This window comes from Amycolatopsis melonis (genome assembly GCF_040064235.1).
Taxonomy (GTDB): Bacteria; Actinomycetota; Actinomycetes; order Mycobacteriales; family Pseudonocardiaceae; genus Amycolatopsis; species Amycolatopsis melonis.
Genome location: NZ_JBDZYD010000012.1, coordinates 60,588 through 84,370, shown reverse-complemented (window position 1 = coordinate 84,370; position 23,783 = coordinate 60,588). Strand labels below are relative to the sequence as shown.

Here is a 23,783-nt window from a genome sequence, read left to right as displayed (position 1 = left end):
GGAAAACTTCAGTGGCCGAGGCCGAGGCCGCCGTCGACCGGCAGCACCGCGCCGTTGACGTAGCCGGCTTCGTCGGAGGCCAGGTAGCGCACGGCGGCGGCGATCTCCGACGGCTCGGCGTACCGGCCGGAGGGCACCTGGGCGAGGATCTCCTTCTTGCGGTCCTCGGGGAGCTGGTCGGTCATGTCGGTGCGGACGAACCCGGGCGCGATGACGTTCGAGGTGATGTTGCGCGACCCCAGCTCTCGCGCCAGCGAGCGGGCGAAGCCGACCAGGCCCGCCTTCGACGCCGCGTAGTTCGCCTGCCCGGCCGAGCCGGAGAGGCCGACCACCGAGGAGATGAAGATGAACCGGCCCCACTTGCCGCGCAGCATGCCGCGCGAGGCGCGCTTCGCGACGCGGTAGGCGCCGGTCAGGTTCGCGTTGATGACGCGCTCGAACTGCTCGTCGCTCATCCGCATCAGCAGCGTGTCGTCGGTCAGCCCGGCGTTGGACACCAGCACCTCGACCGGGCCCTGGTGCTCCTCGACCAGCTTGAACGCCGCGTCGACCTGCTCGGTGTCGGTGACGTCCGCCTGGACCCCGAACAGGCCCTCCGGCGCGCCCGAACCACGGTGCGTGACGGCGACCCGGTGCCCCTGCTCGGCGAGGTCCCGGGCGATCGCCAGGCCGATGCCCCGGTTGCCCCCGGTGACCAGAACGGACCGTCCCACAGTGTTCTCCCTCTTCGTGATGCGTGCGCTGATGTCGGGCACGAGGTTATCGGCAGCGCCGCCGGGTCGCGCACCCGCGCCCGGGGCGGTCCGCGACCGTCCTAAGCGGGTGTTAGGAACCGCCTCCCGACCTTGCTGGTTACCCGCTGGTTGGTCACCGTGAGTCGCAACACAGGAGGTCGACGATGACAACCCGGATCAGTCCACCGGCCGCGGCGCCGGTCAGCGAAAAGCGCGTGATCGGCAACGTGCTGCGCGGCTCCATCGGCAACTTGGTCGAGTGGTACGACTGGTACGCCTACGCGGCGTTCACCACCTACTTCGCCAAGTCGTTCTTCCCCACGACCGACACCACGGCCGCGTTCCTGGGCACCGCGGCCGTGTTCGCCGTCGGGTTCCTCATGCGCCCGCTGGGCGGCTGGATGCTCGGCCGGTTCGCCGACCGGTTCGGCCGCCGCAGCGCGCTGGTGCTGTCGGTGTCCCTGATGGCGGGCGGCTCGCTGCTCATCGCCGTCACGCCCAGCTATCACACGATCGGCATCGCCGCGCCGATCCTGCTGCTCACCGCTCGCTTGATCCAGGGCCTGTCGGTCGGCGGCGAGTACTCCACCTCGGCGACCTATCTGTCCGAAGTGGCCACTCCGGGCAAGCGCGGCTTCTACTCCAGCTTCCAGTACGTGACGCTCTACGGCGGCCAGCTGCTGGCGCTGGGCCTGCAGCTGATCCTGCAGGTGATCCTCACCGAGCAGCAGCTGACGGCGTGGGGCTGGCGGATCGCGTTCGCCGTCGGCACCGTCGCGGCGCTGGCCGTGCTGTGGCTGCGGCGCGGCATGGACGAGTCGGCGAGCTTCGAGCGGGAGTCCGGCGGCCGGACCGGCAAGGCCGCGGGCGAACGCGGCACGCTGCGCGCGCTGGTCAAGTACCCCAAGGAGATCGCGCTCGTGGTCGGCCTGACCCTCGGCGGCACGGTCGGGTTCTACACCTTCGCCACCTACAGCCAGAAGTTCCTGGAGAACACCGCGCACATCCCGCGGCGGCAGGTCACCATCGTGCTGTTCTGCGCGATCCTCGTCGCGGCGATCCTGCAGCCGCTCGCCGGGCGCCTGTCCGACCGGATCGGGCGCCGCCCGCTGCTGCTGTTCTTCGGCATCGGCGGCACGCTGCTCACCGTCCCGCTGATGACGGTGATGGGCTCGACGCGCAACCCCGTCGGCGCGTTCTTCCTCGTGCTGGCCGGGCTGGTGATCGTGGCGGGCTACACCTCGATCAACGCGATCGTGAAGGCCGAGCTGTTCCCGACGAAGATCCGCGCGCTCGGCGTCGGGCTGCCGTATGCGCTGACTGTGGCGATCTTCGGCGGCACGGCGGAGCTGATCGCACAGGCGCTGAAGAGCGCGGGGCACGAAACGGTCTTCTTCTGGTACGTCGCGGGCTGCGTCCTGGTCTCCCTGATCGTCTACGGCACAATGCGGGAAACCTCGAAGACCTCCGAGCTGGAAGAACGGCCGGAAGAACGCTGACAAGGGGATGGCCGTGCGCGTGCTCCTCGTCGAAGACGACGCGGGTGTCGCCGGCGCGCTTGCCGAGTCGCTGCACGCGCGCGGTCATCCCGTCACCCTCGCCGGCCGCGGCGCCGACGCCCTGCACCGGCACCGCGACGCCGACCTCGTCCTGCTCGACCTGGGCCTGCCCGACCTCGACGGGCTGGACGTGCTCCGGAAGATCCGGGCGGTCTCGCCGGTCCCGGTGATCGTGCTGACCGCCCGCGGCGACGAACGGTCCGTGGTGCGCGGCCTGCGCCTCGGCGCGGACGACTACCTGACGAAACCGGTCCGGCTGGCCGAGCTGCTGGCCCGGATGGACGCCGTCGTGCGGCGCGCGGTCGCCCGGACCGCCCCGGCAGGCGACGTCGTCCGGATCGACGACGTCGAGATCGACCTCGGCGCCCGCCGCGTGCGGGTGGCCGGGCGCGACGTCGGGCTCACCACCAAGGAGTTCGAGATCCTGGCCGTGCTCGCCGCCCGGCCCGGCACCGCGGTCAGCCGCCAGCAGCTGATGGACGAGGTCTGGGGCGACGCCTACCTCGCGGTGTCGCGCTCGCTCGACGTCCACCTGACGCAGCTGCGCGCGAAGCTCGACCGGCCGGGGCTGCTCACCACGATCCGCGGCTTCGGCTACCGGCTCGGCCGGGACTGAGCCCGTGCGCACCCGGCTGCTGGTCGTCCTGGTCGCCCTCGCCCTGGCGGTGGTCGCGGCGTTCGCCGTGCCGCTGCTGACCGCCACCGCCGACCAGCGCACCCAGCAGCTGGTCATCTCCCGCGCCGCCGACGTCGACCGGTTCGTCGTGCTGGCCCAGCAGGCCGTCGACACCCGCGACGCCGCGGCCCTCGTCGCCGACGCGGCGCGCTACGCCGAGCTGTACGGCGAAGGCGTGGTCATCGTCGACGCGCGGCGCGTCCCGCTGGTGCAGGCGGGCGGGCTGACCGCCGCCGACCCGGCGGTGCGCGAGCTGGTCGAGGCGGCGATGCGCAACGAACCGGCGCCGCGGGTCGCCCGGCTGGACCCGTGGTCGGCCGAACCGGCCTACTTCGCCCGCCCGGTCGGCACCGGCACCCGGGTGTCCGGCGTGGTCGTGCTCCGGGCGTCGGTGACGACGGCGGCCGCGGACGTCGCCACCCGGTGGGGCACGATCGGCGCCGGGGCACTGCTGGTCGCGGCGGTGTTCGTGCTGCTCGCCGTGCTGCTGGCCCGGTGGATGGTCCGGCCGCTGCACGAGCTGGAGACCGGGGTGCTGGCCGTCGCCGCCGGGCACCGCGCGCACGTCCCCGAACGCGCCGGGCCGCGCGAGCTGCGGTCGCTGGCCGCCGAGGTCAACCGCATGTCCGAAGCCGTCCTCGAAGCCGCCGAGCAGCAGCACCGGCTGGTCGCCGACGCCTCCCACCAGCTGCGCAACCCCATGGCGGCGCTGCGGCTGCGCGTGGACTCCCTCGCCCACCAGGTCGAGGGCGACAGCGCCACCTACCGGGCCACGGTCGCCGAGGTCGAACGCCTGGAGAAGCTGCTGGACGGCCTGCTGGCCCTCGCCCTGGCCGAAAGCACCGCGACCCGCGTCGCCGCCGGCGGCGCGGACGAGGCGTGCGACCTCGCCTCGGTGCTCGCCGAACGCGTCGACGCCTGGCGCCCCGCCGCCGAGGACGCCGGCGCGGTGCTCGTGCCGCCGCCCGGCCACGACGAGCCGGTGACCGTGCGCTGCCCGGAAGGCGAGCTCGCGCAGATCCTCGACGTGCTGCTGGACAACGCCGTCCACTACGCCGGCCGCGGCGCGACGATCACCACGAAGTGGGAAACCGGCGCCACGACCGCCACGCTGGTCGTCGCCGACGACGGCCCCGGACTGTCCGAAGAGGACAGAGCGCGGGCGACCGAGCGGTTCTGGCGGGCCGGCGGCGAAGGCGCGCCCCGCGGGACCGGGCTGGGGCTGGCCATCGCGCACCAGCAGGTCCGCACCCGCGGCGGCGTCCTGGAGCTGCGGCAGGCACTGCCCCGCGGTCTCGAAGTCCGCGTCACGCTGCCGCTGCAGGAGGTGCCGGAATGACGCTCACCCGCCGCACCGCCCTGCTCGGCGGTCTCGGGCTGGCACTGGCCGGCTGCTCGCCGTCCGGCTACACCGGGCCGGAGCGCGCGGTCACCATCGCGGCAGGCGAACGCGGCGGCTTCTACCTGGCCTTCGCCGAGCTGCTGGCGGCCGAGCTGAGCCGCGCCGAGCCGCGGCTGCACGCCACCGCCGTGCCGACCGAGGCGAGCGTCGCCAACATCGGCCTCGTGCAGCGCGGGCAGGCCGACCTCGGGCTCGTGCTCACCGACGTCGCCCAGACGGCGTTGCGTGGCGAGGCGCCCTTCAGGCAGAAGGTGCCGTTGCTGGCGCTCGGCCGCGTCTACGAGAACTACCTGCAGCTGGTGGTGCGGGCGGACGGGCCGATGCGCCGCCTGGCCGATCTGGCGGGCCGCCCGGTGTCGCTCGGCGCGAGCGGTTCGGGCGCCGCCCAGCTCGGCGAGCGCCTGTTCGCCAAGGCGGGCGTGACGGTGGACGCACGGCATCTGCTGTTCGACGACGCCGTGCACGCGCTGGCCGAGCGCCGCGTCGACGCCATGCTGTGGTCGGGCGGGGTGCCGACGCCGAAGCTCGCCGACCTGACCCGCACGACGCCGATCGCGCTGCTGCCCCTGGACGCGGTGGTGCCCGCCCTCCGCGCGGCGTACGGCCCGGTGTACGACCAGGTCCAGGTGCCCGACGGCGCGTACCGCGGGGTCGGCGCGCTGGGCACGATCGGCGTGGCGAACCTGCTGGTCTGCTCCCCCGCCCTGCCCGCCGACGTCGCGGCGGCGGTCGTCCGGCTGCTGGTCGAACGCGCGACCGCGCTGGTGCCCGCGGAAGCCGTCGGCACGCAGTTCCTCGACGTGCGCACGCTCATCGGCACGCAGCCGGTCCCGCTGCAGCCGGGCGCGGCGGCCGCGTACCGGGCGCTGCACGGCTGACCGCTAGATTGGCCGGGTGACCGGATCCCGCCGCCCGATCGTCGAGATGCCGCTGCACGTGCGCTACCACGAGTGCGACGGCCAGGGCATCGTCTTCAACGCCCACTACCTGGCCTATGTGGACATGTGCGCCTTCGAAGCGGAGAAGGCGCTGTTCGGCTCGCACGACGAATTCCTCGCCCACGGCACGGATCTCGTGGTGGCGGAGGCGAACCTCAAGTTCCGCGCGCCGGCCCGGTACGACGAGGAGCTGGTGGTTTCGCAGTACGTGAACCACCTCGGCACGACGTCGATGATCACGGACTTCGAAATCCACCGCGGCGCGACGCTCCTGCTGACGGCGACCATCCGTTACGTGTTCATCGACCCGGCCACGCTGCGGCCCGCGCCCCCACCGGAGGCGGTCCGCAAGGTCTACGCGGCCACGCTCGAAGGCCGCGAGGGCTGAGCCGTGTTCCGCGTTCTCTTCTACCACCCGGAAATCCCGCCGAACACGGGCAACGCGATCCGCCTGGCGGCGAACACGGGCTGCGAGCTGCACCTGGTCGAGCCGCTCGGGTTCACGTTGGAGGACAAGCAGCTGCGCCGCGCGGGCCTCGACTACCACGACCTGGCCCGCGTCCAGGTGCACGCGTCGCTGCCCGCGGCCTGGGAAGTGCTGCTGCCGGCCAAGGTGTACGCGTTCACCGCCTCGGCGACGCGGCTGTACACGGATGTGGCCTACGAGCCCGGCGACGTGCTGATGTTCGGGCCGGAGTCGGTGGGCCTGCCTCCGGAAGTGCTGCAGGCCCCGGAAGTGACCGACCGCGTACGCCTGCCGATGCTGCCGACGAGCCGTTCGCTGAACGTCGCCAACACGGCGGCGATCACGGTGTACGAAGCCTGGCGGCAGAACGGGTTCGCGCTTCCGGACGCCTGACGCCTGCACGGCCCGGCACCGCAACGGCCCGGAAAAGGACGTGAACCACCCACCACCCCGGCCGTAAGGTCGGCAACCGTGACCGAAGACGACCCCGCAGACGGCTGGTTCCCCGAAAGCGTCGCCGCACGCTACGACGCTCCCGGCGGGGCCAACGATCCCGCCGTGGTGACCCCCGCGGTGGACCTCCTCGAAGACCTCGCCGACGGTCCGGTGCTCGAGTTCGCCGTCGGCACCGGACGGATCGCCGTCCCCCTCGCCGCCCGTGGCGTTCCGGTGAGCGGCATCGAACTCAGCCGCGCCATGGCCGCGCGGCTGACGGGCAAGCCCGGCGGCGACGCGGTCGACGTCACCATCGGCGACATGACCACGGCCCGCGTGCCCGGGCAGTTCTCGCTGGTCTACCTCGTCTACAACACGATCAGCAACGTCACCACCCAGGACGGGCAGGTCGACGTCTTCCGCAACGCGGCCGCGCACCTGCGGCCCGGCGGGCTGTTCCTCGTCGAAGTCGGCCTGCCGGACCTGCGCCGCCTGCCGCCCGGGCAGGACACCGTCCCGTTCGCCGTGGCGCCCGGCTCGGACGGTGGTGGCTATGTCGGGTTCGACCAGTACGACGTCGTCACGCAGCAGTTCACGTCCAACCACGTCACCGTCGCGGCCGACGGGACCGGGCGGTTCCGGCGCATCCCCTTCCGGTATGCCTGGCCTGCCGAGCTGGACCTCATGGCCCGCATCGCCGGGATGCGCCTGAAGCACCGCTGGGCGGACTGGGACCGCTCGGACCTCACCGCGGCGAGCACCCGGCACGTGTCCGTCTGGGAAAAGGCCCTCCGGTAGGTTCGCCGCATGCGACAGCAGTTCCTGGGGGCGCTCATCGGCGCCGCGTTCGGCACCGTCTTCGTCCTCGTCAACTCCGGTGCCCCGCTGCCCGCCGCGGCCGCCTGGGTGCTGCGCGCCCTCGCCGTCGCCGCCCTCGCTGCCGTCGTCGTCCTCGGCGTCCGGGCCGGTGGCCGTCCCACGCTCGACGGGCGGCCGATGTTCGGGCCGAACTACCGGGTGATCGTCGTCGGCGAGGTCGTGCTGCTCGTCGCCGGGTTCTTCGTGCTGAGCCTGCTGGACGCACCCGTGCAGGCCAACGTCGCGTGGATCGCCACCGTCGTCGGCCTGCACTTCGCCGCGCTCGCCTCGGCGTGGAAGACCCGTTCGATCCTCGTGGTCGGCGTGGTCCTCACCGTCCTCGGCGTCGCCGGGCTCGCCCTGCTCGGCAGCCCGGCCCTGCCGTGGGTCCCGTTCGTCAGCGGCGTCCTCTCCGGGGTCACTCTGCTCGGCGGCAGCCTGTACGGCGTCCGCCGAGCCTGAGTCACGGAAGCCGCTGGCCGAAGAACAGGCTCGCCGCCGCGCCGATCATGAGGACGAGCGTGCCGATCACCACCCACGGCTTGCTCGCGTCGGCGTCCTTGATCTCGTAGCCGATCTGCTCGCCGAGGTCCGCGTAGACCTTCTTCAGCTCCTCGGCGCTGGCCGCCTTGTAGAAGTCGCCGCCGGAGAGCCGGGCGATCTCCCGCAGCGACTCGTCGTCCACGCTCACCGGCTGGGCCTTGCCGTCGATGTCGACCGAGCCGTGCGTCGTGCCGAACGAGATCGACGAGATCGGGACGCCCGCCTGCTTCGCCGCCTGTGCCGCGGTGTATCCGCCGCGGGCGGCGTAGAGGTCCTCGGGCACGGTCTGCTTCCCGTCGGACATCAGCACGATCCGCGCCGGCGGCGGTCCCTCGGCCCCGCCGACCACGCTGGAGAAGCTCTCCACCGACTGCAGGGCCGCGAAGATGCCTTCCCCGGTGGCCGTCGACTGCGCCAGCTTGAGGTTCTCGATCGCCTTGATCACGCCGTTGCGGTCGGTGGTCGGGTTGACCAGCACCGTCGCCGTGCCCGCGAAGGAGATCAGGCCCAGGTTGATGCCCGGCGTCATGTTCCGCGCGAACTGCGTCGCCGCTTCCTGCGCCGCCTTGAGCCGCGTCGGGGCGACGTCGGTGGCCTCCATCGACAGCGACACGTCGATCACCAGCATCACGGTCGCCCGGTTGCGCGGCACCTTCTGCTCCGCGGTCGGCCCGGCCAGCGCGACCGTGAGCAGCAGCAGCGACAGCACGACGAGGACGGCGGGCAGGTGCCGGATCCAGCCCTGGCTCTTCGGCGCGACCTTCTCCAGCAGGTCCAGGTTGGCGAACCGCATGGTCCGCTTCCGGCGCGCCCGCTGCGCCAGCACATAACCGGCGGCGACCGCGGCGACCGCGATCAGCAGCAGGAACCACCACGGCGTGGCGAACCCCGTCAGGCTCATGCCCCCACCTCGCCGACGCTCGGCACGGCCTGAACCGGAAGCGCAGTGCCGAACGGCTCGGCCGCAAGCTCCCTCACGCCACACCCCCCGACCAGCGGCGCTTGCGGGCGACGACGAACCGCACCATGTCGGCGATCCAGTCGGCGTCCGTGCGCAGCGTCAGGTGGGCCGCTCCGGCGCGGCGCAGTCCGGCCGCCACCTTCTGGCGGTGGGCGTGGGCCGCGGCCCCGAACTCCTTGCGCAGCAAGGCCGACGCATGCACTTCGCGTTGCTTCCCTGTCTCCGGGTCGGCCAGCACGACGGTGCCCACCTCGGGCAGGTCGACGTCGCGCGGGTCGAGGACTTCGATCGCGATCAGTTCGTGGCGCCCGCCCAGCGCCCGCAGCGGCCGCTCCCACGAGCTGTCGCCCAGGAAGTCGGAGATCACCACGGCCAGGCCACGGCGGCGCGGCGGGCGGCGCAGCTGTTCCAGTGCCGCCGCGAAGTCGCCGCGGGTGCCTTCGGGTGCGCGCGGGGTCTCGGCGAGCTTGCGCACCAGCCCGCGCGCGTGCGGCAGCCCGCCGCGTGCCGGGATGCGGGTGGTTTCGGCGCCGGTGGAGATCAGCGCGCCGATCCGGTTGCCGCCGCCCCCGGTCAGGTGCGCGACCGCGGCGACCGCGCAGACCACCAGGTCCCGCTTTTCGCACAGCGCCGTGCCGAAGTCGAGGCTCGCCGAGAGGTCGGCGACGACCCATGTCTCCAGCTCGCGGTCGGCGACGGTCTCGCGGATGTGCGGGGTCGTGGTCCGGGCGGTGACCGCCCAGTCCATCCGGCGGACGTCGTCGCCGGGCTGGTACGGGCGTGCCTCGCCGGGCTCGGACCCCGGCCCCGGCACCAGGCCGAGGTGGTTGCCCTGCAGCAGCCCGTCGAGCCGGCGGCGGACGTCGAGCTCCAGCGTCCGCAGCCCGGCTTCCATCCGGTCGCCCCGCAGCACCGGCGGCGCCCACGAAGGGCGGACGCCCTTCTCGTTCTTCGCCATCGCCGGGTTACCTGACCGGCGCGCCCGCCGGGACCGGGCCGGGCCCGCCCTGCGGCCGGGCCGAGACCTGCGGCAGCGGCACGGTCTGCAGCACCCGCGTGATGATGTGGTCGATCGGCACGCCGTCGGCCAGCGCGTCGTAGGACAGCACGAGCCGGTGGCGCAGCACGTCCGGCACGACGTCGACGACGTCCTGCGGCAGCACGTAGTCGCGGCCGCGGACCAGCGCCAGCGCCCGCGCGGCGGCGATGATGCCGAGGCTCGCGCGCGGCGAGGCACCGTAGGACACCCAGCCCGCGACGTCGGCGAGGCCGTGCTCGTTCGGCGTCCGGGTGGTCAGCACCAGCCGCACGACGTAGTCGACCAGCGCGTGGTGGACGAACACCTGCGACGCGACGCCCTGCAGCCGGACCAGCTCGCTCGGGCTGAGCACCTCGTGCGGGGTGGGCGGGGTGACGCCCATCCGGTAGATGATCTCGCGTTCCTCCTCGGCGGAGGGGTACTCGACGACGATCTTGAACAGGAACCGGTCGCGCTGGGCCTCCGGCAGCGGGTAGACGCCCTCGTTCTCGATCGGGTTCTGGGTGGCCAGCACGAGGAACGGGTCGGGCATCGGGAACGTCTGCCCGCCGATCGACACGTGCCGCTCGGCCATCACCTCGAGCATCGCCGACTGGACCTTGGCCGGCGCGCGGTTGATCTCGTCGGCGAGCACGAAGTTCGCCACGACCGGGCCGAGCTCGACGTCGAAGCGCTCGGCGCCCTGGCGGTAGATGCGGGTGCCGAGGATGTCGGCGGGCACCAGGTCGGGGGTGAACTGCACGCGCGAGAACGAGCCGCCGACGACCCGGGCGAACGTCTCCACGGCCAGGGTCTTCGCCACGCCGGGCACGCCTTCGAGCAGCAGGTGGCCCTTGGCCAGCAGGCCGACCAGCATCCGCTCGACCAGGCGGTCCTGGCCGACGATGATCCGCTTGACCTCGAACACGGTCCGCTCCAGCAACTGGGCGTCCCGGGCCGGCGTCGCGGGCTGCTGCCCGTTCCCGCCCTCGGCGTAGCCGGGCTCGGTCACTCTGCCTCCTCGAAAGTTCGTGCGCCGCCCCCGCGACGGTGATCACGCGGTGCGACCGTACTGCGTCCCCCGGTTCTCCGTCCGTCCGGCACGCGGACGGCCGCGAAGGCCCCGGGATCAGCCAACACCTCACCCGGTGTGACACCTGTGAAGACCTTGCCCGGCCCGGCGGCGCGGCCGAGGATGCTGAGGTGACCCGTGTCAGGCTCGCCGAGCTGGTCGCCACCCTGTCGCTGGTGGCCGACCTCGGGATGGGCCGCCCGATGGAACGGGTCCTGCGCCAGACGGTCATCACGCTCCGGCTGGCCGACGCGGCAGGCGCGGGCCACCGGATCCGGTCCGCCGCCTACTACACGTCGCTGCTGACGTGGGTCGGCTGCGCGGCCGACACGAGCGAGCTGGCCGAGCTGTTCGGGGACGAGACCGAGCTGTACGCCGACACCCACGACGAGGACCTCGCCGGCGTCACGATGGCGCTGTTCGTCGCGCGCCACCTCGGCGGCGGCAGCTCGCGGCTGCGGCGCGCCGGGCTGGTGGGCCGGTTCCTGGCCACGGCAGGCAAGCCGGTGCAGCGGGTGATGCAGGCACACTGCCAGGGCGCCAGCGAACTCGCCGAGCGCCTGCGGCTCGGCGAGGACGTCTCCCGCCCGCTGCTGCAGGCGTTCGAACGCTGGGACGGCCGCGGCGTGCCCGGGCTGGCCGGCGGCGACGAGCTGGCCCTGGCAATGCGGCTGGTCCACCTCGCCGACAACGTCGAGGCCTTCCACCACACCGCGGGCGTCCCCGGCGCGCTCGCGGTCGCCCGCGAACGCCGGGGCACGCAGTTCGATCCCCGGCTCGTGGACTGCTTCCTCGACCACCACGCCACGGTGCTCGCCGGGCTGGCCGAGATCCGCGCGTGGGACGAGGTGATCGCACTCGACCCGCGCCTCGGCGAGGAGCTGCCCGACGACGAGCTGGACGAGGCGCTGCAGGCGTTCGGCGACTTCGCCGACCTCAAGTCGCCCCACCGGCTCGGGCACTCCCGCGGGGTCGCCGCGCTCGCCGCGGCCGCGGCCGGGCGGCTCGGCCTGCCGGAGCCGGACGTCGCGCTGGTGCGCCGGGCGGGCTGGCTGCACGACATCGGGATGATCGGCGTGCCGAGCGGGGTGTGGAACGCGGTGAAGCCGTGGTCGCTGGCCCAGCGTGAGCGCGCCCGGACCCACCCGTACCTGACCGAGCGGATGCTGGCGAGGGTGCCTGCGCTGGCCCCGGTGGCGCGCTGCGCGGCCCAGCACCACGAACGGCTCGACGGCTCGGGCTACCCCCATGGGCTCTCCGGCGACGCGCTGCCGGTCACGTCGCGGGTCCTCGCGGCCGCGGACGTCTACCACGCCCTCGGGGAGCCCCGTCCGCACCGCGCGCCCCTGCCGGCTGCCGCGGCCGCGGAAGTCCTCGCCGGGGAAGCCCGCGCCGGCCGTCTCGACGGCCCGGCCGTCGACGCCGTGCTTGGCCGCGGCCGGACGGCGGGTGCGCCGGGCCCTGCCCGCCCAGCCCGGGCTGACGGCCCGGGAGACGCAGGTCCTGGTGCAGCTCGCGCGCGGGCTGTCGAACCCGGAGATCGCGGCCGCGCTGACCGTGTCGCGCAAGACCGTCTCGACCCACCTGGAGCACATCTACGCGAAGCTCGGGGTCTCGACGCGGACCCAGGCGGCGCTGTTCGCGATGCGGCACGGGCTGACCGGCCAGGACATCGGGTAGCTGCCCGATCCGCGCGGCGCCCGGCGGCCGTAGAACTGCGGCATGACCACGCACACCACTGCCGCCGCCGGCTTTCTCGACGGGCTGGCCTGCCAGGACTTCGACCGGCTGGCCTCCGCGATGGACGGCGACGCCCACCTCAGCGCCCTGGTTCCGCGCGGGCTGCGGGAAGCACACGGACCGGAGGAAATCCGGGCGACGTTCGCCCGCTGGTTCGGCGACACCGACGACTTCACCCTCGTCGACACGGCCGTTGACGAGATCGGCGCCCGGCTGCACCTGCGCTGGCGGGCCCGGCTGCGGGCCGCCCGCCTCGGCGACGGCTGGTTCGTCGTCGAGCAGCAGGCGTTCGCCGACACCACCCCCGACGGGCGCATCGCCCGGATGAGCCTGCTCTGTTCCGGCTACTGCCCGGACGGGCACTGAGAACCGAAGAGATCGGAGACCACCATGCCCCGTTACCTCGTCGAGCGCGAGATTCCCGGTGCCGGCCGCCTCACCGCGGACGAGCTGCACGCGATCTCGGCCAAGTCCAACCAGGTGCTGGCCGGCATGGCCGGGCGCGCGCAGTGGGTGCACAGCTACGTCACCGACGACGCGATCACCTGTGTCTACCTGGCCGAAAACGCCGACGCGGTGCGCGAGCACGCGGACTGCGGCGGCTTCCCGGTGACCACGATCCGCGAGGTCACCACGGTCATCGACCCGGCGACCGGCGAGCCCGCCTGACGCTCAGCGGTGCCGCTCGAGGTCCTCGGGCGTGTCGATGTCGTCCGCTTCGCCCCGTTCCGCCGGGACCTCGGTGACCGCCAGGCCGCCGAGGACCCGGCGCAGCGACGCGTTCTCCACCTGCTCCGGCAGCGCGGCCTTCAGCGCCGTGAGCCGCCACGCGCCCAGCAGCCACTGCCGGATTCCGGCCGCGTCGACCAGGACCGCGCCGTCGCCGTCGCCGAGTGCCGCGAGCAGCCTGTCCACTGTGGACCGGCGGACGCCCGGGAGGTCGCCGGCCAGCAGCACCACCGCCTCGACGTCGCCGGGGACGAACGCGAGCCCCGCGGCCAGCGCCGCGACCGGGCCCGTGCCCGGCACCGGCTCCCGCGTCCACACGACGTCGAAGCCCGGCCGCCGTGGACCGACGACGACCACCCGCTCGGCGCCGTCGAGGGCGTGGATCGCGCGGGCCAGCAACGGCTTGCCGCCCACCGACAGCGCCGGTTTGTCCACACCGGACAGTCTGCGGGCCGAGCCACCGGCCACCACGATCCCCGCGTAGCGCACCCACGGAACCCTAGCGGCCCAGCACCAGGTAGGTGAACCCCAGCACGCCCCGGTAACCGCCGACGTACTCGCGCAGCCGCCGGTCCACCCACTCCCGCACCTGCGGCGCACGCGGATCGGCCGGGTGGGCCAGCAGCCACTCCTGCCAGGCCGCGCGCGACGACGACTCGAAGTCGTCCCATTCGAGCCCGTCGGCGGTGCTCAGGTGCAGCACCCGCCAGCCTGCGGTGCCGGCGGCTTCCAGCAGGCCGGGCAGGGACGGCACGTCCGGGCCGAAGATCTCCTCGGCCTCCGGCGACGGCGGGGCGGCCCAGTAGCCGTCGCCGTAGAGCAGGCGGCCGGACGGGACGACCTCGGCGAGCCGTTCGAGGGCCGCCCGCGCCGAGCCGAAGGCGTGCGACGCGCCGATGCAGAACACCCGCTCCACCGGACCCGCCCAGGCCGCGGCGTCCGACGGCACCCACTCCACCCGCCGGTCGAGGCCGCGTTCGCGGGCGGCCGCACGGCCGCGGTCCAGGGCGTCCGCATCGGTGTCGACCGCGATGCCCCGCAGGCCGGCGGTCCGGCCGAGGGCGCGCAGCAGCAGCTCACCCCAGCCGGCGCCGAGGTCGGCCAGCAGGCCGGGGCCCAGTGCCATGCGGTCGAGCAGCAGTTCGGCGTGTGCTTCCGACAACGGCGCGTTCCAGCGCATCCGGGTGCGCCGCAGCGCGTTCAGTTCGTCGTCCACGCCGCCGATCCTGGCGGGCGGCGGCCGGGCGGTCGACCGGGTTTCAGCCCACCAGGCGGGTCGCGTACGGCATGATGCCGCCGTAGCGCACCGGCGCGACCCGGACCCGCAGGCCGGACTGCGGCGCCTCCACCATCTGGCCGTTGCCGAGGTAGAGCGCGACGTGGTGGATGCCGCCAGGGCCGCCCCAGAACAGCATGTCGCCGCGGCGCATCTGGGACAGCGGCACCTGCCGCCCCGCCGTGTACTGGTAGCCGCTGTAGTGCGGCAGCGCGCGGACCCCGGCGAACGCGTAGATCATCAGGCCCGAGCAGTCGAAGCCGATCTTGTTGTAGTCGCCGTACATGTCGGCGACGCCGCCGTCGCGGATGCCGCGGGTCGGGCCGCTCGCGTTGCCGCCGCCCCACGCGTACGGCGTCCCGAGCCGTGACAGCGCCCGGGCGATCACCGCCTCGATCGACGAGCCCGCCGGGCCCGCCGGGGCCGGATTGCCCGCCGGACGGCCGCGCCCGGCCGCGGCCAGTGCCGCCTGTCGGGCGCGTTCCTCGTCCTCGCGCTGTTTCTGGGCCAGCCAGTCCTGGTAGCGCTGCCGCTGTCCCTGCAGGCCGCTGACCTTGGCCTGCGCGGCGTACAGCTGCTGCTCGACGGCGGACTTGTCCTGTTCGAGCCGGGTGTTCTGGGCGGACTGGGCGGTCTGCGCCCGGACGGCGGCGGCCTGCGCGGCGTCGGCGCCCTCCTTGGCCTCGCGCGCGGCGTCCTGCTTCTGCTGGGCGATCTCCGCGGCCTTGCGGGCGGCGGCGTCCTTGTTCGCCTTCTCGGTCTGCGCCTGCTGGAGCCGGTCGAGGGCGTTGAGCCGGTCGCCGCCGACGGCGTCGAGCAGCTGGGCGCGGGCCAGCATGTCCTTGGGGCTGTCGGCGCTGAGGTAGGCCGAGAGCGAGCCGACGGTGCTGCCCTGCTGGAAACTCGCCGCGGCGAACGTCCGCAGGTCCGCACGGGCCTTCTCGATGGCTCCCGACGCCGCGTCCGCCTCGGCCCTGGCGGCCTTCGCGTCGTTCTCCGCCTGCGCCGCCGCGTCCTGCGCGGTCTGCAGGTCGACGAGGGCCTTGTTGGCCTCTTCCTGCTTCAGCTCGACGTCGTCCTGCAGCTGCGCCAGCTTCTGCTCGGCCTGGGCGAGCTGGTTGGTCAGCCTGCCGACCTCGCCCGCCTTCGCGTTCGCGTCGGCCTTGCTGGAGTCGATCTCCGAGTCGCTCGGGTTGGGCGGCGGCGGGGGCACCGCGAGGCTCGTGCCCGCCGCGCCGAACAGGATCACCAGGGCCAGCGTGCTCACGGTGAGTCCACGGCACCCCCGCCGTCCCTCACGCCGTCCCGCCACGACCGCCACCTCCGCTCACCAGCACACATCGCGTGTCACTGCAGTCACACCACTATCACAAGCATCAGAAGGAACTTACACACCGTAGGCACCAATTCCCCTCATTGAGGGACCCGCGCAACGGATGGCGCAGCCCACACCGCGTGTCGTCTTGAACCCCAAACAGGACGCGCGTACTGTTTGAAGGACCGCGAGGTGTGCCATCCCGGATCCGGTCCTACGGTGGGGGTGCGCAAGACTCGCCCCACCGAACCGACCGAACTGACCCGGGACGGCGCCGCACGGGCGCGGCGTCCCCGCCACTGGAGTTAGACGTGACCGCACCCGCCAGCAAGGACAGCTTCGGCGCCAAAGACACGCTGAAGGTCGGCGACGCCTCGTACGAGGTGTTCCGCCTGAACAAGGTCGAGGGCGCCGAGCGGCTGCCCTACAGCTTGAAGATCCTGCTCGAGAACCTGCTGCGCACCGAAGACGGCGCGAACATCACCGCCGACCACATCCGCGCGCTCGGCTCGTGGGACCCGAACGCCGACCCGTCGATCGAGATCCAGTTCACGCCGGCCCGCGTGATCATGCAGGACTTCACCGGCGTGCCGTGCGTCGTCGACCTCGCCACCATGCGCGAGGCGGTCACCGACCTGGGCGGCGACCCCGACAAGGTCAACCCGCTGGCCCCGGCCGAGCTGGTCATCGACCACTCGGTGATCATCGACGTCTTCGGCCGCGCCGACGCCTTCGAGCGCAACGTCGAGATCGAGTACGAGCGCAACCGCGAGCGCTACCAGTTCCTGCGCTGGGGCCAGGGCGCCTTCGACGAGTTCAAGGTCGTCCCGCCGGGCACCGGCATCGTGCACCAGGTCAACATCGAGCACCTCGCCCGCACGGTGATGGCCCGCAACGGCCAGGCCTACCCCGACTCCTGCGTCGGCACCGACTCGCACACCACGATGGTCAACGGCCTCGGCGTGCTGGGCTGGGGCGTCGGCGGCATCGAGGCCGAGGCGGCCATGCTGGGCCAGCCGGTGTCGATGCTCATCCCGCGCGTCGTCGGCTTCAAGCTGACCGGCGAGATCCCGGCGGGCGTCACCGCCACCGACGTCGTGCTCACCATCACCGAGATGCTGCGCAAGCACGGCGTGGTCGGCAAGTTCGTCGAGTTCTACGGCGAGAGCGTCGCCCAGGTGCCGCTGGCCAACCGCGCCACCATCGGCAACATGAGCCCCGAGTTCGGCTCCACCGCGGCGATCTTCCCGATCGACGAGGAGACCGTCCGCTACCTCAAGCTGACCGGCCGCTCGGCCGAGCAGGTCGCGCTGGTCGAGGCCTACGCCAAGGAGCAGGGCCTCTGGCACGACCCGTCGCGCGAGGCGTCCTACTCGGAGTACCTGGAGCTGGACCTCTCGACGGTCGTCCCGTCGATCGCCGGCCCGAAGCGCCCGCAGGACCGCATCGAGCTGTCGGACGCGAAGTCGGCCTTCCGCAAGGCAATCCACGACTACGTCGACGGCGAGCAGGTCGCCCCGCACACCAAGGTCGACGAGGCCGTCGAGGAGTCGTTCCCGGCGTCCGACCCGGCCGCGCTGTCGTTCAAGGACGAGGACGCGGTCGACCTCCAGTCGGCGGCCAACGGCGGCAGCGGCCGCCCGTCGAAGCCGGTCAAGGTGTCCTCGGCCGACCGCGGCGAGTTCATCCTCGACCACGGCGCCGTGGTGATCGCCTCGATCACCTCCTGCACCAACACCTCGAACCCGTCGGTCATGCTCGGCGCCGCGCTGCTCGCGCGCAACGCCGTGGAGAAGGGCCTGTCGGTCAAGCCGTGGGTCAAGACGTCGATGGCGCCGGGCTCGCAGGTCGTCACCGACTACTACACCAAGGCCAACCTGTGGCCGTACCTGGAGAAGCTGGGCTACCACCTGGTCGGCTACGGCTGCACCACCTGCATCGGCAACTCCGGCCCGCTGTCGGAGGAGATCTCCGCGGCCATCCAGGAGAACGACCTCACCGCGGTCTCGGTGCTCTCGGGCAACCGGAACTTCGAGGGCCGGATCAACCCCGACGTGAAGATGAACTACCTCGCGTCGCCGCCGCTGGTCATCGCCTACGCGCTGGCCGGCACGATGGACTTCGACTTCGCGACCCAGCCGCTGGGCCAGGACGAGAAGGGCAACGACGTCTTCCTGAAGGACATCTGGCCGACCGCGCAGGAGATCCAGGAGACCATCGACTACGCGATCACGCAGGAGATGTTCACCAAGGACTACGCCGACGTCTTCGACGGCGGCGAGCGCTGGAAGTCGCTGCCCACCCCGGAGGGCAAGACCTTCGAGTGGGACGCCGAGTCCACCTACGTCCGGAAGCCCCCGTACTTCGAGGGCATGACGCCGGAGCCGGCCCCGGTCACCGACATCACCGGCGCGCGCGTGCTGGCGAAGCTGGGCGACTCGGTCACCACCGACCACATCTCCCCCGCCGGCGCGATCAAGCCGGGCACCCCGGCCGCGCAGTACCTGACCGAGCACGGCGTGGAGAAGAAGGACTTCAACTCCTACGGCTCGCGGCGCGGCAACCACGAGGTGATGATCCGCGGCACGTTCGCGAACATCCGCCTCCGCAACCAGCTGCTCGACGACGTGCAGGGCGGCTACACCCGCGACTTCACGCAGGAGGGCGCCCCGCAGGCGTTCATCTACGACGCGGCGCAGAACTACGCGGCGCAGGGCATCCCGCTGGTGGTGCTGGGCGGCAAGGAATACGGCTCGGGCTCGTCGCGCGACTGGGCGGCCAAGGGCACCTCGCTGCTGGGCGTCCGCGCGGTGATCACCGAGTCGTTCGAGCGCATCCACCGCTCGAACCTGATCGGCATGGGCGTCATCCCGCTGCAGTTCCCGGCCGGCGAGTCGGCCTCGTCGCTGGGTCTCGACGGCACGGAGACGTTCGACATCACCGGCATCACGAAGCTGAACGAGGGCGAGACCCCGCGCACGGTGCACGTCACGGCCACCAAGGCCGACGGCACCAAGGTGGAGTTCGACGCGGACGTCCGCATCGACACCCCGGGCGAGGCGGACTACTACCGCAACGGCGGCATCCTGCAGTACGTGCTGCGGAAGATGACGCAGGCGTAAGGGTTCCGGTGTTCGTGAGGGCCTCCCCGCTCGGCTGAGCGGGGAGGCCCTTTCCCGTTACGCGGGCACCGCTTCCCACCGGACGCTGGACACCGAAGGCTCCAGCGACAGCCGCGACACCGCGGCCTCCATCTGGGCGTCGTCACGCTGGTCACCGACCAGCTCGGCGCGGACCTCGACCGTGTGGTCGGCGCGGTCGGTGCTCAGCACCGACAGCAGGCGGAAGTCCGAGCGGGTCAGCGACTGGACCAGCAGCGCCCGGACGTGGGCCTCGGTGGCGTCGCGCGTCACCGCCTGGAACGCGTACCGCGTCGGCGTCTCGTCGCCCGAGTCCGGGCGGCGGTCGACGGCCCGGCCGAGTGGCCGCAGCACCACGTTCACCCCGACCACGACGGCCGTCCCGGCCGCCGCGACCGCGTACAGCCCGGCTCCGGCCAGCGCGCCGACCGCGGCCGAGCACCACAGCGTCGCCGCCGTGTTGAGGCCGCGGACGTTGAGGCCGTCGCGCATGATCACCCCGGCGCCGAGGAACCCGATGCCCGAGACGATCTGCGCGGCCACCCGGGTCGGGTCGGCGTCACCGCTGGAGGCCAGCCCGCCGAAGCCGTGTGCCGACAGGAGCACGAACAGGGTCGCCCCGACCGCGACGAGGGCGTTGGTGCGCAGCCCGGCCATCCGGGCGCGGAACTGGCGCTCGAACCCGATGACGGCACCCAGGCCGACACCCGTGCCGACGCGCAGCAGCATTTCGAAGATGGTCATGATCCGGCTCTTTTCCGGCGTGCGCGCACTGCCGGACAGGGGGCGGCCGGACTCAGCCCAGCCGGAAACCTCCGGTGAGCGCGCGCCCGGCCGTCCGATGACTGTCCGCTGGCATGTGCCGCTCACCTCGCTTCCGTACTCGTGTTGATCAAGCTCCGCCACTGTACCGGACGAAGCCGGGGTGACGCCCGCGAGCGTCACCCCGGTCACGTCAGCCCTGGGCCGCCGCCGCGGTCTCGAACGGCTGGACGTTCGGCTGGAACACCTGCCCGCCCGCCGGGACCTTGAGGTCGGTCAGGTAGTCCGCCACCGCCTTGTCGACGCCGAGGGCGTCACCGAGGATGCAGTGGCCGAACGCGTCGACCGACAGCAGCCGGGCGTTGCCCAGCTCGGCCGTCATCCGCTGGGCGAACCGGTACTGCGTCGCCGGGTCGTAGTAGTTGCCGACCACGACCACCGGGACGTCGGTCCTGGCCTGCCACGGGCCGCGGTAGACGTCCGGCTTCTTCGCCGGCCACACCGGGCAGGCCGCCGTGTCGGCGAAGGCCTGGTAGCGGCCGAACGTCGGCGACTCGCGCTCCCACTGGGCGGCGATGCCGGGCACCTGCTCCTGCCGGATCTTGAACGGCTTGTCCGAGCAGTTGACGGCGAAGTAGGAGTCGTCGCCGGTGTACGGGCTGTCCGGGTTCTGGTCGGCGAGGCCCTGCTTGCCCGCGGTGATCACCTTGAGCTGCTGGGGCCGCAGGCTCTGCGTCTGCGCGCCCGCCGGGTGGACGGCCGTGTAGAGCGCCTGCAGGTCCTCGGCCAGGCCGGGGAACGCCGCCGGGTTGTAGAGCGCGCTCGACACCGAGCCGGTGAACCGGTTGATGTCGACCGATTCGCCGCCGGGCAGCGTGATCGGCTGCTTGCGCAGGTACTCCCGCAGCTCGTCGAACTTCGCCCGCGGCGTGCCGTCGCTGAACGCGCACTTCGCGCCCACCTGGTCACACCGCTTGAGGAACCCGTCCAGCGACAGTTCGAAGCCCTGTGCCCGCTCCCGGTCGTACTGCACGCCGTCGCTGGTGCGCAGCGCCGGGTCGACGTTGCCGTCGATGACGATCGCCCGTGACTGCTTCGGGAACATCGAGGCGTAGGTCGAACCGATCAGCGTCCCGTAGGAGAACCCGACGAAGGTCAGCTTCTTGTCGCCGACCGCCGCGCGCAGCGTGTCGAGGTCGCGCACGACGTCCTTGGTGGACATGTGGTTGAGCAGCGAACCGGCGTTGTTCTTGCAGAACTGGCCGTAGTCACGGTAGCTGGCGAGCGTCCCGGAGATCTCCGCGCGCGACAGCGGCACCGGGATCTGCGCGGCGGAGACCTCGTCGGCGTCCTCCTGCGTGGTGAAGCAGCGCAGCGGGTTGCTCTGCCCGACCCCGCGCGGGTCGAACCCGATCAGGTCGAAGCGGTCGAGCACCTGCGGCTGGAAGTAGTACTGGCCGCTGATCGGCATCCGCAGGCCCGAGCCACCCGGGCCGCCGGGGTTGAGGAACAGCGAGCCGACGCGCTTGTCCGGCGTCCGCGCGGCGCGCTTGAGCAGCGCGATGTCGATCGTGCCGAGGGCGGCGTTGTCGTGGTCGATGGGCACCCGGTAGCGGGCGCAGCTGTAGAACTTCACCTGGTCGGCGGGTACCCCGGCGATCGTGGCCGACGGGCACGTCCCCCAGTTCACCGCGGCGGTCGCCCCGACGGCGGCGGGCCGGACCGCCGAGTCTTCGGCCGCCGCCGCGGTCCCGGCCGTCCCGGCCAGTCCGACGCCGGCCACGAGCGCCCCCACCAGCGCGAACGACCGCACCCGGCCCTGTTTGGGTCGGTCCTGTGTGGATCTCCGCAAGACGTCTCCTCCCTTGGTTGCGCGCCACCGTGCGATCACGGCGCGTCACCTCGGTGAGACTGGCACAAAGCGGTGAATCGCGGCACCGGCCGAAAGGATGGTGGGGACCTCTCAGACGACGCGGGTGAGCACGAAAACCGGTAACGGACGGTGGGCTTCGCGTTGCTCCATCCGGTATCCCGGCCAGAACGCGAGCAGCTCGGCCCACATCCGGTCGTACTCCTCGCCGTGCAGTTCCCGCGCGACGACGTCGACCGGCCGCCCGGCCAGCGCCACCTGGCACTTCGGGTCGGCGCGCAGGTTGAGCGCCCACGCCGGGTCGTGCGGACGGCCCCAGTTGGACGCCGTCAGCACGAAGTCGCCGCCGCGCGGGAAGTAGAGCAGGTTGGTGCTGCGGGGCAGCCCGCTGCGGCGGCCGGTCGTCGTCAGGCGCAGCGACGGCAGCCCGGCGAGCGCCACGAGGCTCACCCGGCCGCCGAACGCCTTGTGCAGTTTCCGGTCGGCCCACACCACGAACCGGGACGTGCGCATCAGCCACGGCTTGGTGCCGATGGCCCGGGCGAGCGCCCGGAGAGGATTAGCCACGCACGGATTTTGCCAGGCTCACCCCGAACCGCTGCTGCGAGTCGGTCCACCAGCGTTCGAGGGCGAACCCGGCCGCGGCCAGCTCGGCCTCGACCCCGCCCGGGCGGAACTTGGCCGAGATCTCCGTGCGGACGTGCTCGCCCGCGGCGAACCGCACGGTGAGATCGGCGCCGGGGATCTCGACGGTCAGCTCGTGGCGGGCCCGCAGCCGCATCTCGATCCACTCGTTCCCGGCGTCCCAGTGGGCGACGTGCTCGAACTCGTCGGGGTCGAAGTTCGCGCCGAGCCGGGCGTTGATCACGCGCAGCACGTTCTTGTCGAACTCGGCCGTGACGCCCGCCGCGTCGTCATAGGCACGTTCGAGGATTCCCGGGTCCTTGACCAGGTCGGTGCCGAGCAGCAGCCACTCCCCCTCGTCGAGGACGTCGCGCACCGAGCGCAGGAACGTGGCGCGCTCGGCGGGCAGGAAGTTGCCGATCGTCCCGCCGAGGAAGGCCACCACCCGCGGCTGGCCGCCGGGCAGCAGGGCCAGGTGCTGGGTGAAGTCGCCGACCACCCCGCGCACGGTCAGCCCCGGATAGTCCTTCGAGATCGCCTCGGCGGCGTCGGCCAGCGCCGACTCGGAGACGTCGAGCGGGACGAACGCCTCCAGGGTGCCGTGCTTGGTGAGCGCGTCGAGCAGCAGCCGCGTCTTCTCGCTGGACCCGGAACCGAGTTCGACGAGCGTGTGCGCGCCGGTCAGCTCCGCGACGTCGGCGGCGTGCGCGGCCAGCACCTCGCGTTCGCTGCGGGTCGGGTAGTACTCCGGCAGCTGGGTGATCTTCTCGAACAGCTCGCTGCCGTCGGCGTCGTAGAACCACTTGGGCGGCAGCCACTTCTGCGCCGCGGTGAACCCGGCGACGACGTCGGCGCGCAGTTCCGCGGTGACGGCGTCGCCGGAGCGGTGGTGGTCGAGGTCGACTTCGGTCATCGGTTCTCCTGGGTCAGGGCGAGCAGGTCGACGCCGGCGGCGGTGACGCGCACGGCGTGGTGGTCGGGGACGGGCCGCCAGCGCGGGTCGCCGTCGCAGGGTTCGGAGGACAGCAGCACGCCGGATCCGGTGACCAGCACCGACAGCGCGTGTGTCCACGTGGTCCCGATCAGCGTTTCGCCGTCGGTGAGCAGGAAGTTGAGCCGGGAGCCGGGCGCGGCCGCCTCGACGGCGGTGGTCAGCCCGGCCACCGCGGCGAGCGGGTCCTCGCCCGTGGCGAGCCGGGCCCGCAGCAGCGCCCAGAGCACGGCCGAATCCGTCGGCGCCTCCAGTGTCAGCAGCTCGGTGACCGGCAGCGTCTTGGCCAGTTCGGCCAGCGAGTCCGGGTAGCCGCGGACGACGCCGTTGTGGCTGAACAGCCAGCGCCCGGCGGTGAACGGCGCCGCGGCCGCCTCGGTCACCGGCATGCCGGTGGTGCCGTTGCGGACCGCGGCGACGAACGCGCCCGCGGTCACCGCCGCGGCCAGCGGCGGCAGCGTCTCGTCCGTCCACAGTGGAGTGGACCGCCGGTGCCGCAGCGGCGCCGAGCCCGGGCCGGGGTACCACCCCAGCCCGAACCCGTCGGCGTTGACCGAGCCGCCGCCGCGCATGTCCGCAGGCGCGTAGGACTGCACCAGCAGCGAATGCGGGGCACGGAAGAGCACCTCGGCGGGCGAGACGGGCTCGCCGAGGTAGCCGATGTGGCGGCACAT

General features: G+C 72.6%; 24 protein-coding genes and 1 pseudogene. 13 read left to right on the top strand and 12 right to left on the bottom strand.

Annotation, left to right across the window (positions count from 1 at the left end; translation table 11 throughout):
• Positions 1 to 8 precede the first annotated feature (8 nt).
• Positions 9 to 713 (bottom strand): 3-oxoacyl-ACP reductase FabG, encoded by a 705-nt coding sequence (fabG, locus tag ABJI51_RS30135; protein WP_348954426.1) that lies wholly within the window; start codon positions 711 to 713, stop codon positions 9 to 11.
• 185 nt (positions 714 to 898) lie between these two features.
• Between fabG and ABJI51_RS30130 the strand changes: the two genes are divergently transcribed.
• The 8 genes from ABJI51_RS30130 to ABJI51_RS30095 all read left to right on the top strand — a co-directional run bounded on the left by ABJI51_RS30130 (position 899) and on the right by ABJI51_RS30095 (position 7,530).
• On the top strand, positions 899 to 2,233 hold the full coding sequence (locus ABJI51_RS30130; protein WP_348954425.1) for an MFS transporter: 1,335 nt from the start codon (positions 899 to 901) through the stop codon (positions 2,231 to 2,233).
• A gap of 7 nt (positions 2,234 to 2,240) precedes the next feature.
• A complete protein-coding gene (locus ABJI51_RS30125; protein WP_348954424.1) occupies positions 2,241 to 2,909 on the top strand; it encodes a response regulator transcription factor in 669 nt (222 codons plus the stop codon).
• Between the two features lie 4 nt (positions 2,910 to 2,913).
• Positions 2,914 to 4,308 carry a sensor histidine kinase gene (locus ABJI51_RS30120; RefSeq protein WP_348954423.1) on the top strand — a complete coding sequence of 465 codons (1,395 nt, stop codon included), beginning with the start codon at positions 2,914 to 2,916 and terminating at the stop codon, positions 4,306 to 4,308.
• Positions 4,305 to 5,249, top strand: a complete 945-nt coding sequence (locus ABJI51_RS30115; RefSeq protein ID WP_348954422.1) for a TAXI family TRAP transporter solute-binding subunit — start codon at positions 4,305 to 4,307, stop codon at positions 5,247 to 5,249. The genes ABJI51_RS30120 and ABJI51_RS30115 overlap by 4 nt, the downstream gene beginning before the upstream one ends.
• Before the next feature lie 16 nt (positions 5,250 to 5,265).
• Positions 5,266 to 5,697 (top strand): acyl-CoA thioesterase, encoded by a 432-nt coding sequence (locus tag ABJI51_RS30110; RefSeq protein ID WP_348954421.1) that lies wholly within the window; start codon positions 5,266 to 5,268, stop codon positions 5,695 to 5,697.
• 3 nt (positions 5,698 to 5,700) lie between these two features.
• Positions 5,701 to 6,168 (top strand): tRNA (cytidine(34)-2'-O)-methyltransferase, encoded by a 468-nt coding sequence (locus ABJI51_RS30105; RefSeq protein WP_348954420.1) that lies wholly within the window; start codon positions 5,701 to 5,703, stop codon positions 6,166 to 6,168.
• A gap of 78 nt (positions 6,169 to 6,246) precedes the next feature.
• On the top strand, positions 6,247 to 7,008 hold the full coding sequence (locus ABJI51_RS30100) for a methyltransferase domain-containing protein (protein WP_348954419.1): 762 nt from the start codon (positions 6,247 to 6,249) through the stop codon (positions 7,006 to 7,008).
• Positions 7,009 to 7,017: 9 nt separating this feature from the next.
• Positions 7,018 to 7,530 (top strand): hypothetical protein, encoded by a 513-nt coding sequence (locus tag ABJI51_RS30095; RefSeq protein ID WP_348954418.1) that lies wholly within the window; start codon positions 7,018 to 7,020, stop codon positions 7,528 to 7,530.
• A 1-nt stretch (position 7,531) separates the two neighbouring features.
• On the opposite strand, the gene ABJI51_RS30090 is transcribed toward ABJI51_RS30095, so the two are convergent.
• From ABJI51_RS30090 to ABJI51_RS30080, 3 genes are all read right to left on the bottom strand, one after another.
• Complete coding sequence (locus tag ABJI51_RS30090) at positions 7,532 to 8,512, bottom strand: VWA domain-containing protein (protein WP_348954417.1); 981 nt, start codon at positions 8,510 to 8,512, stop codon at positions 7,532 to 7,534.
• 73 nt (positions 8,513 to 8,585) lie between these two features.
• Positions 8,586 to 9,530 (bottom strand): DUF58 domain-containing protein, encoded by a 945-nt coding sequence (locus ABJI51_RS30085; RefSeq protein WP_348954416.1) that lies wholly within the window; start codon positions 9,528 to 9,530, stop codon positions 8,586 to 8,588.
• A gap of 7 nt (positions 9,531 to 9,537) precedes the next feature.
• A complete protein-coding gene (locus ABJI51_RS30080) occupies positions 9,538 to 10,602 on the bottom strand; it encodes an AAA family ATPase (RefSeq protein ID WP_348954415.1) in 1,065 nt (354 codons plus the stop codon).
• A gap of 251 nt (positions 10,603 to 10,853) precedes the next feature.
• Here ABJI51_RS30080 and ABJI51_RS30075 point away from each other — a divergent pair.
• The 4 genes and pseudogenes from ABJI51_RS30075 to ABJI51_RS30060 all read left to right on the top strand — a co-directional run.
• Positions 10,854 to 12,011: pseudogene (locus ABJI51_RS30075) on the top strand (HD-GYP domain-containing protein); the annotation flags it as partial.
• Positions 11,911 to 12,342 (top strand): response regulator transcription factor, encoded by a 432-nt coding sequence (locus tag ABJI51_RS30070; protein ID WP_348954660.1) that lies wholly within the window; start codon positions 11,911 to 11,913, stop codon positions 12,340 to 12,342. The pseudogene ABJI51_RS30075 and the gene ABJI51_RS30070, both read left to right, overlap by 101 nt.
• Before the next feature lie 120 nt (positions 12,343 to 12,462).
• Positions 12,463 to 12,768, top strand: coding sequence for a hypothetical protein (locus tag ABJI51_RS30065; protein WP_348954414.1), 306 nt, complete (start codon positions 12,463 to 12,465; stop codon positions 12,766 to 12,768).
• Positions 12,769 to 12,792: 24 nt separating this feature from the next.
• A complete protein-coding gene (locus ABJI51_RS30060) occupies positions 12,793 to 13,071 on the top strand; it encodes a DUF4242 domain-containing protein (RefSeq protein ID WP_348954413.1) in 279 nt (92 codons plus the stop codon).
• 3 nt (positions 13,072 to 13,074) lie between these two features.
• Here ABJI51_RS30060 and mobA read toward each other — a convergent pair whose 3' ends face one another.
• The 3 genes from mobA to ABJI51_RS30045 are packed head-to-tail and all read right to left on the bottom strand — an operon-like array spanning position 13,075 to position 15,728.
• Positions 13,075 to 13,620, bottom strand: a complete 546-nt coding sequence (gene mobA, locus ABJI51_RS30055; RefSeq protein WP_348954412.1) for a molybdenum cofactor guanylyltransferase — start codon at positions 13,618 to 13,620, stop codon at positions 13,075 to 13,077.
• A 10-nt stretch (positions 13,621 to 13,630) separates the two neighbouring features.
• Complete coding sequence (locus tag ABJI51_RS30050) at positions 13,631 to 14,347, bottom strand: SAM-dependent methyltransferase (RefSeq protein ID WP_348954411.1); 717 nt, start codon at positions 14,345 to 14,347, stop codon at positions 13,631 to 13,633.
• 43 nt (positions 14,348 to 14,390) lie between these two features.
• Positions 14,391 to 15,728: an NlpC/P60 family protein gene (locus ABJI51_RS30045; RefSeq protein ID WP_431605672.1), complete on the bottom strand. Its 1,338-nt coding sequence runs from the start codon at positions 15,726 to 15,728 to the stop codon at positions 14,391 to 14,393.
• A gap of 305 nt (positions 15,729 to 16,033) precedes the next feature.
• Here ABJI51_RS30045 and acnA point away from each other — a divergent pair, with 305 nt between their 5' ends.
• The gene (gene acnA / locus ABJI51_RS30040; protein WP_348954409.1) at positions 16,034 to 18,844 is read left to right on the top strand and encodes an aconitate hydratase AcnA; all 2,811 of its coding nucleotides are present in this window, start codon (positions 16,034 to 16,036) and stop codon (positions 18,842 to 18,844) included.
• A 57-nt stretch (positions 18,845 to 18,901) separates the two neighbouring features.
• On the opposite strand, the gene ABJI51_RS30035 is transcribed toward acnA, so the two are convergent.
• The 5 genes from ABJI51_RS30035 to egtC all read right to left on the bottom strand — a co-directional run bounded on the left by ABJI51_RS30035 (position 18,902) and on the right by egtC (position 23,783).
• On the bottom strand, positions 18,902 to 19,606 hold the full coding sequence (locus ABJI51_RS30035; protein WP_348954408.1) for an MgtC/SapB family protein: 705 nt from the start codon (positions 19,604 to 19,606) through the stop codon (positions 18,902 to 18,904).
• A gap of 211 nt (positions 19,607 to 19,817) precedes the next feature.
• A complete protein-coding gene (locus ABJI51_RS30030; protein WP_348954659.1) occupies positions 19,818 to 21,437 on the bottom strand; it encodes an alpha/beta hydrolase in 1,620 nt (539 codons plus the stop codon).
• Positions 21,438 to 21,587: 150 nt separating this feature from the next.
• Positions 21,588 to 22,007 (bottom strand): nitroreductase/quinone reductase family protein, encoded by a 420-nt coding sequence (locus ABJI51_RS30025; RefSeq protein WP_348954658.1) that lies wholly within the window; start codon positions 22,005 to 22,007, stop codon positions 21,588 to 21,590.
• A 46-nt stretch (positions 22,008 to 22,053) separates the two neighbouring features.
• A complete protein-coding gene (gene egtD / locus ABJI51_RS30020; protein WP_348954407.1) occupies positions 22,054 to 23,031 on the bottom strand; it encodes an L-histidine N(alpha)-methyltransferase in 978 nt (325 codons plus the stop codon).
• Positions 23,028 to 23,783, bottom strand: a complete 756-nt coding sequence (gene egtC, locus ABJI51_RS30015) for an ergothioneine biosynthesis protein EgtC (RefSeq protein ID WP_348954406.1) — start codon at positions 23,781 to 23,783, stop codon at positions 23,028 to 23,030. The genes egtD and egtC overlap by 4 nt, the downstream gene beginning before the upstream one ends.

What these genes read in the sequence shown, in the direction of transcription:
- ABJI51_RS30125 (WP_348954424.1), top strand. Translation starts at nt 2,241, where the DNA reads ATGGCCGTGCGCGTGCTCCTCGTCGAAGACGACGCGGGTGTCGCCGGC.
- ABJI51_RS30090 (WP_348954417.1), bottom strand. Translation starts at nt 8,512, where the DNA reads ATGAGCCTGACGGGGTTCGCCACGCCGTGGTGGTTCCTGCTGCTGATC.
- egtC (WP_348954406.1), bottom strand. Translation starts at nt 23,783, where the DNA reads ATGTGCCGCCACATCGGCTACCTCGGCGAGCCCGTCTCGCCCGCCGAG.
- ABJI51_RS30065 (WP_348954414.1), top strand. Translation starts at nt 12,463, where the DNA reads ATGGACGGCGACGCCCACCTCAGCGCCCTGGTTCCGCGCGGGCTGCGG.
- ABJI51_RS30060 (WP_348954413.1), top strand. Translation starts at nt 12,793, where the DNA reads ATGCCCCGTTACCTCGTCGAGCGCGAGATTCCCGGTGCCGGCCGCCTC.
- ABJI51_RS30130 (WP_348954425.1), top strand. Translation starts at nt 899, where the DNA reads ATGACAACCCGGATCAGTCCACCGGCCGCGGCGCCGGTCAGCGAAAAG.
- ABJI51_RS30025 (WP_348954658.1), bottom strand. Translation starts at nt 22,007, where the DNA reads ATGCGCACGTCCCGGTTCGTGGTGTGGGCCGACCGGAAACTGCACAAG.
- ABJI51_RS30115 (WP_348954422.1), top strand. Translation starts at nt 4,305, where the DNA reads ATGACGCTCACCCGCCGCACCGCCCTGCTCGGCGGTCTCGGGCTGGCA.
- ABJI51_RS30095 (WP_348954418.1), top strand. Translation starts at nt 7,018, where the DNA reads ATGCGACAGCAGTTCCTGGGGGCGCTCATCGGCGCCGCGTTCGGCACC.
- egtD (WP_348954407.1), bottom strand. Translation starts at nt 23,031, where the DNA reads ATGACCGAAGTCGACCTCGACCACCACCGCTCCGGCGACGCCGTCACC.
- ABJI51_RS30085 (WP_348954416.1), bottom strand. Translation starts at nt 9,530, where the DNA reads ATGGCGAAGAACGAGAAGGGCGTCCGCCCTTCGTGGGCGCCGCCGGTG.
- ABJI51_RS30035 (WP_348954408.1), bottom strand. Translation starts at nt 19,606, where the DNA reads ATGACCATCTTCGAAATGCTGCTGCGCGTCGGCACGGGTGTCGGCCTG.
- ABJI51_RS30070 (WP_348954660.1), top strand. Translation starts at nt 11,911, where the DNA reads ATGGGCTCTCCGGCGACGCGCTGCCGGTCACGTCGCGGGTCCTCGCGG.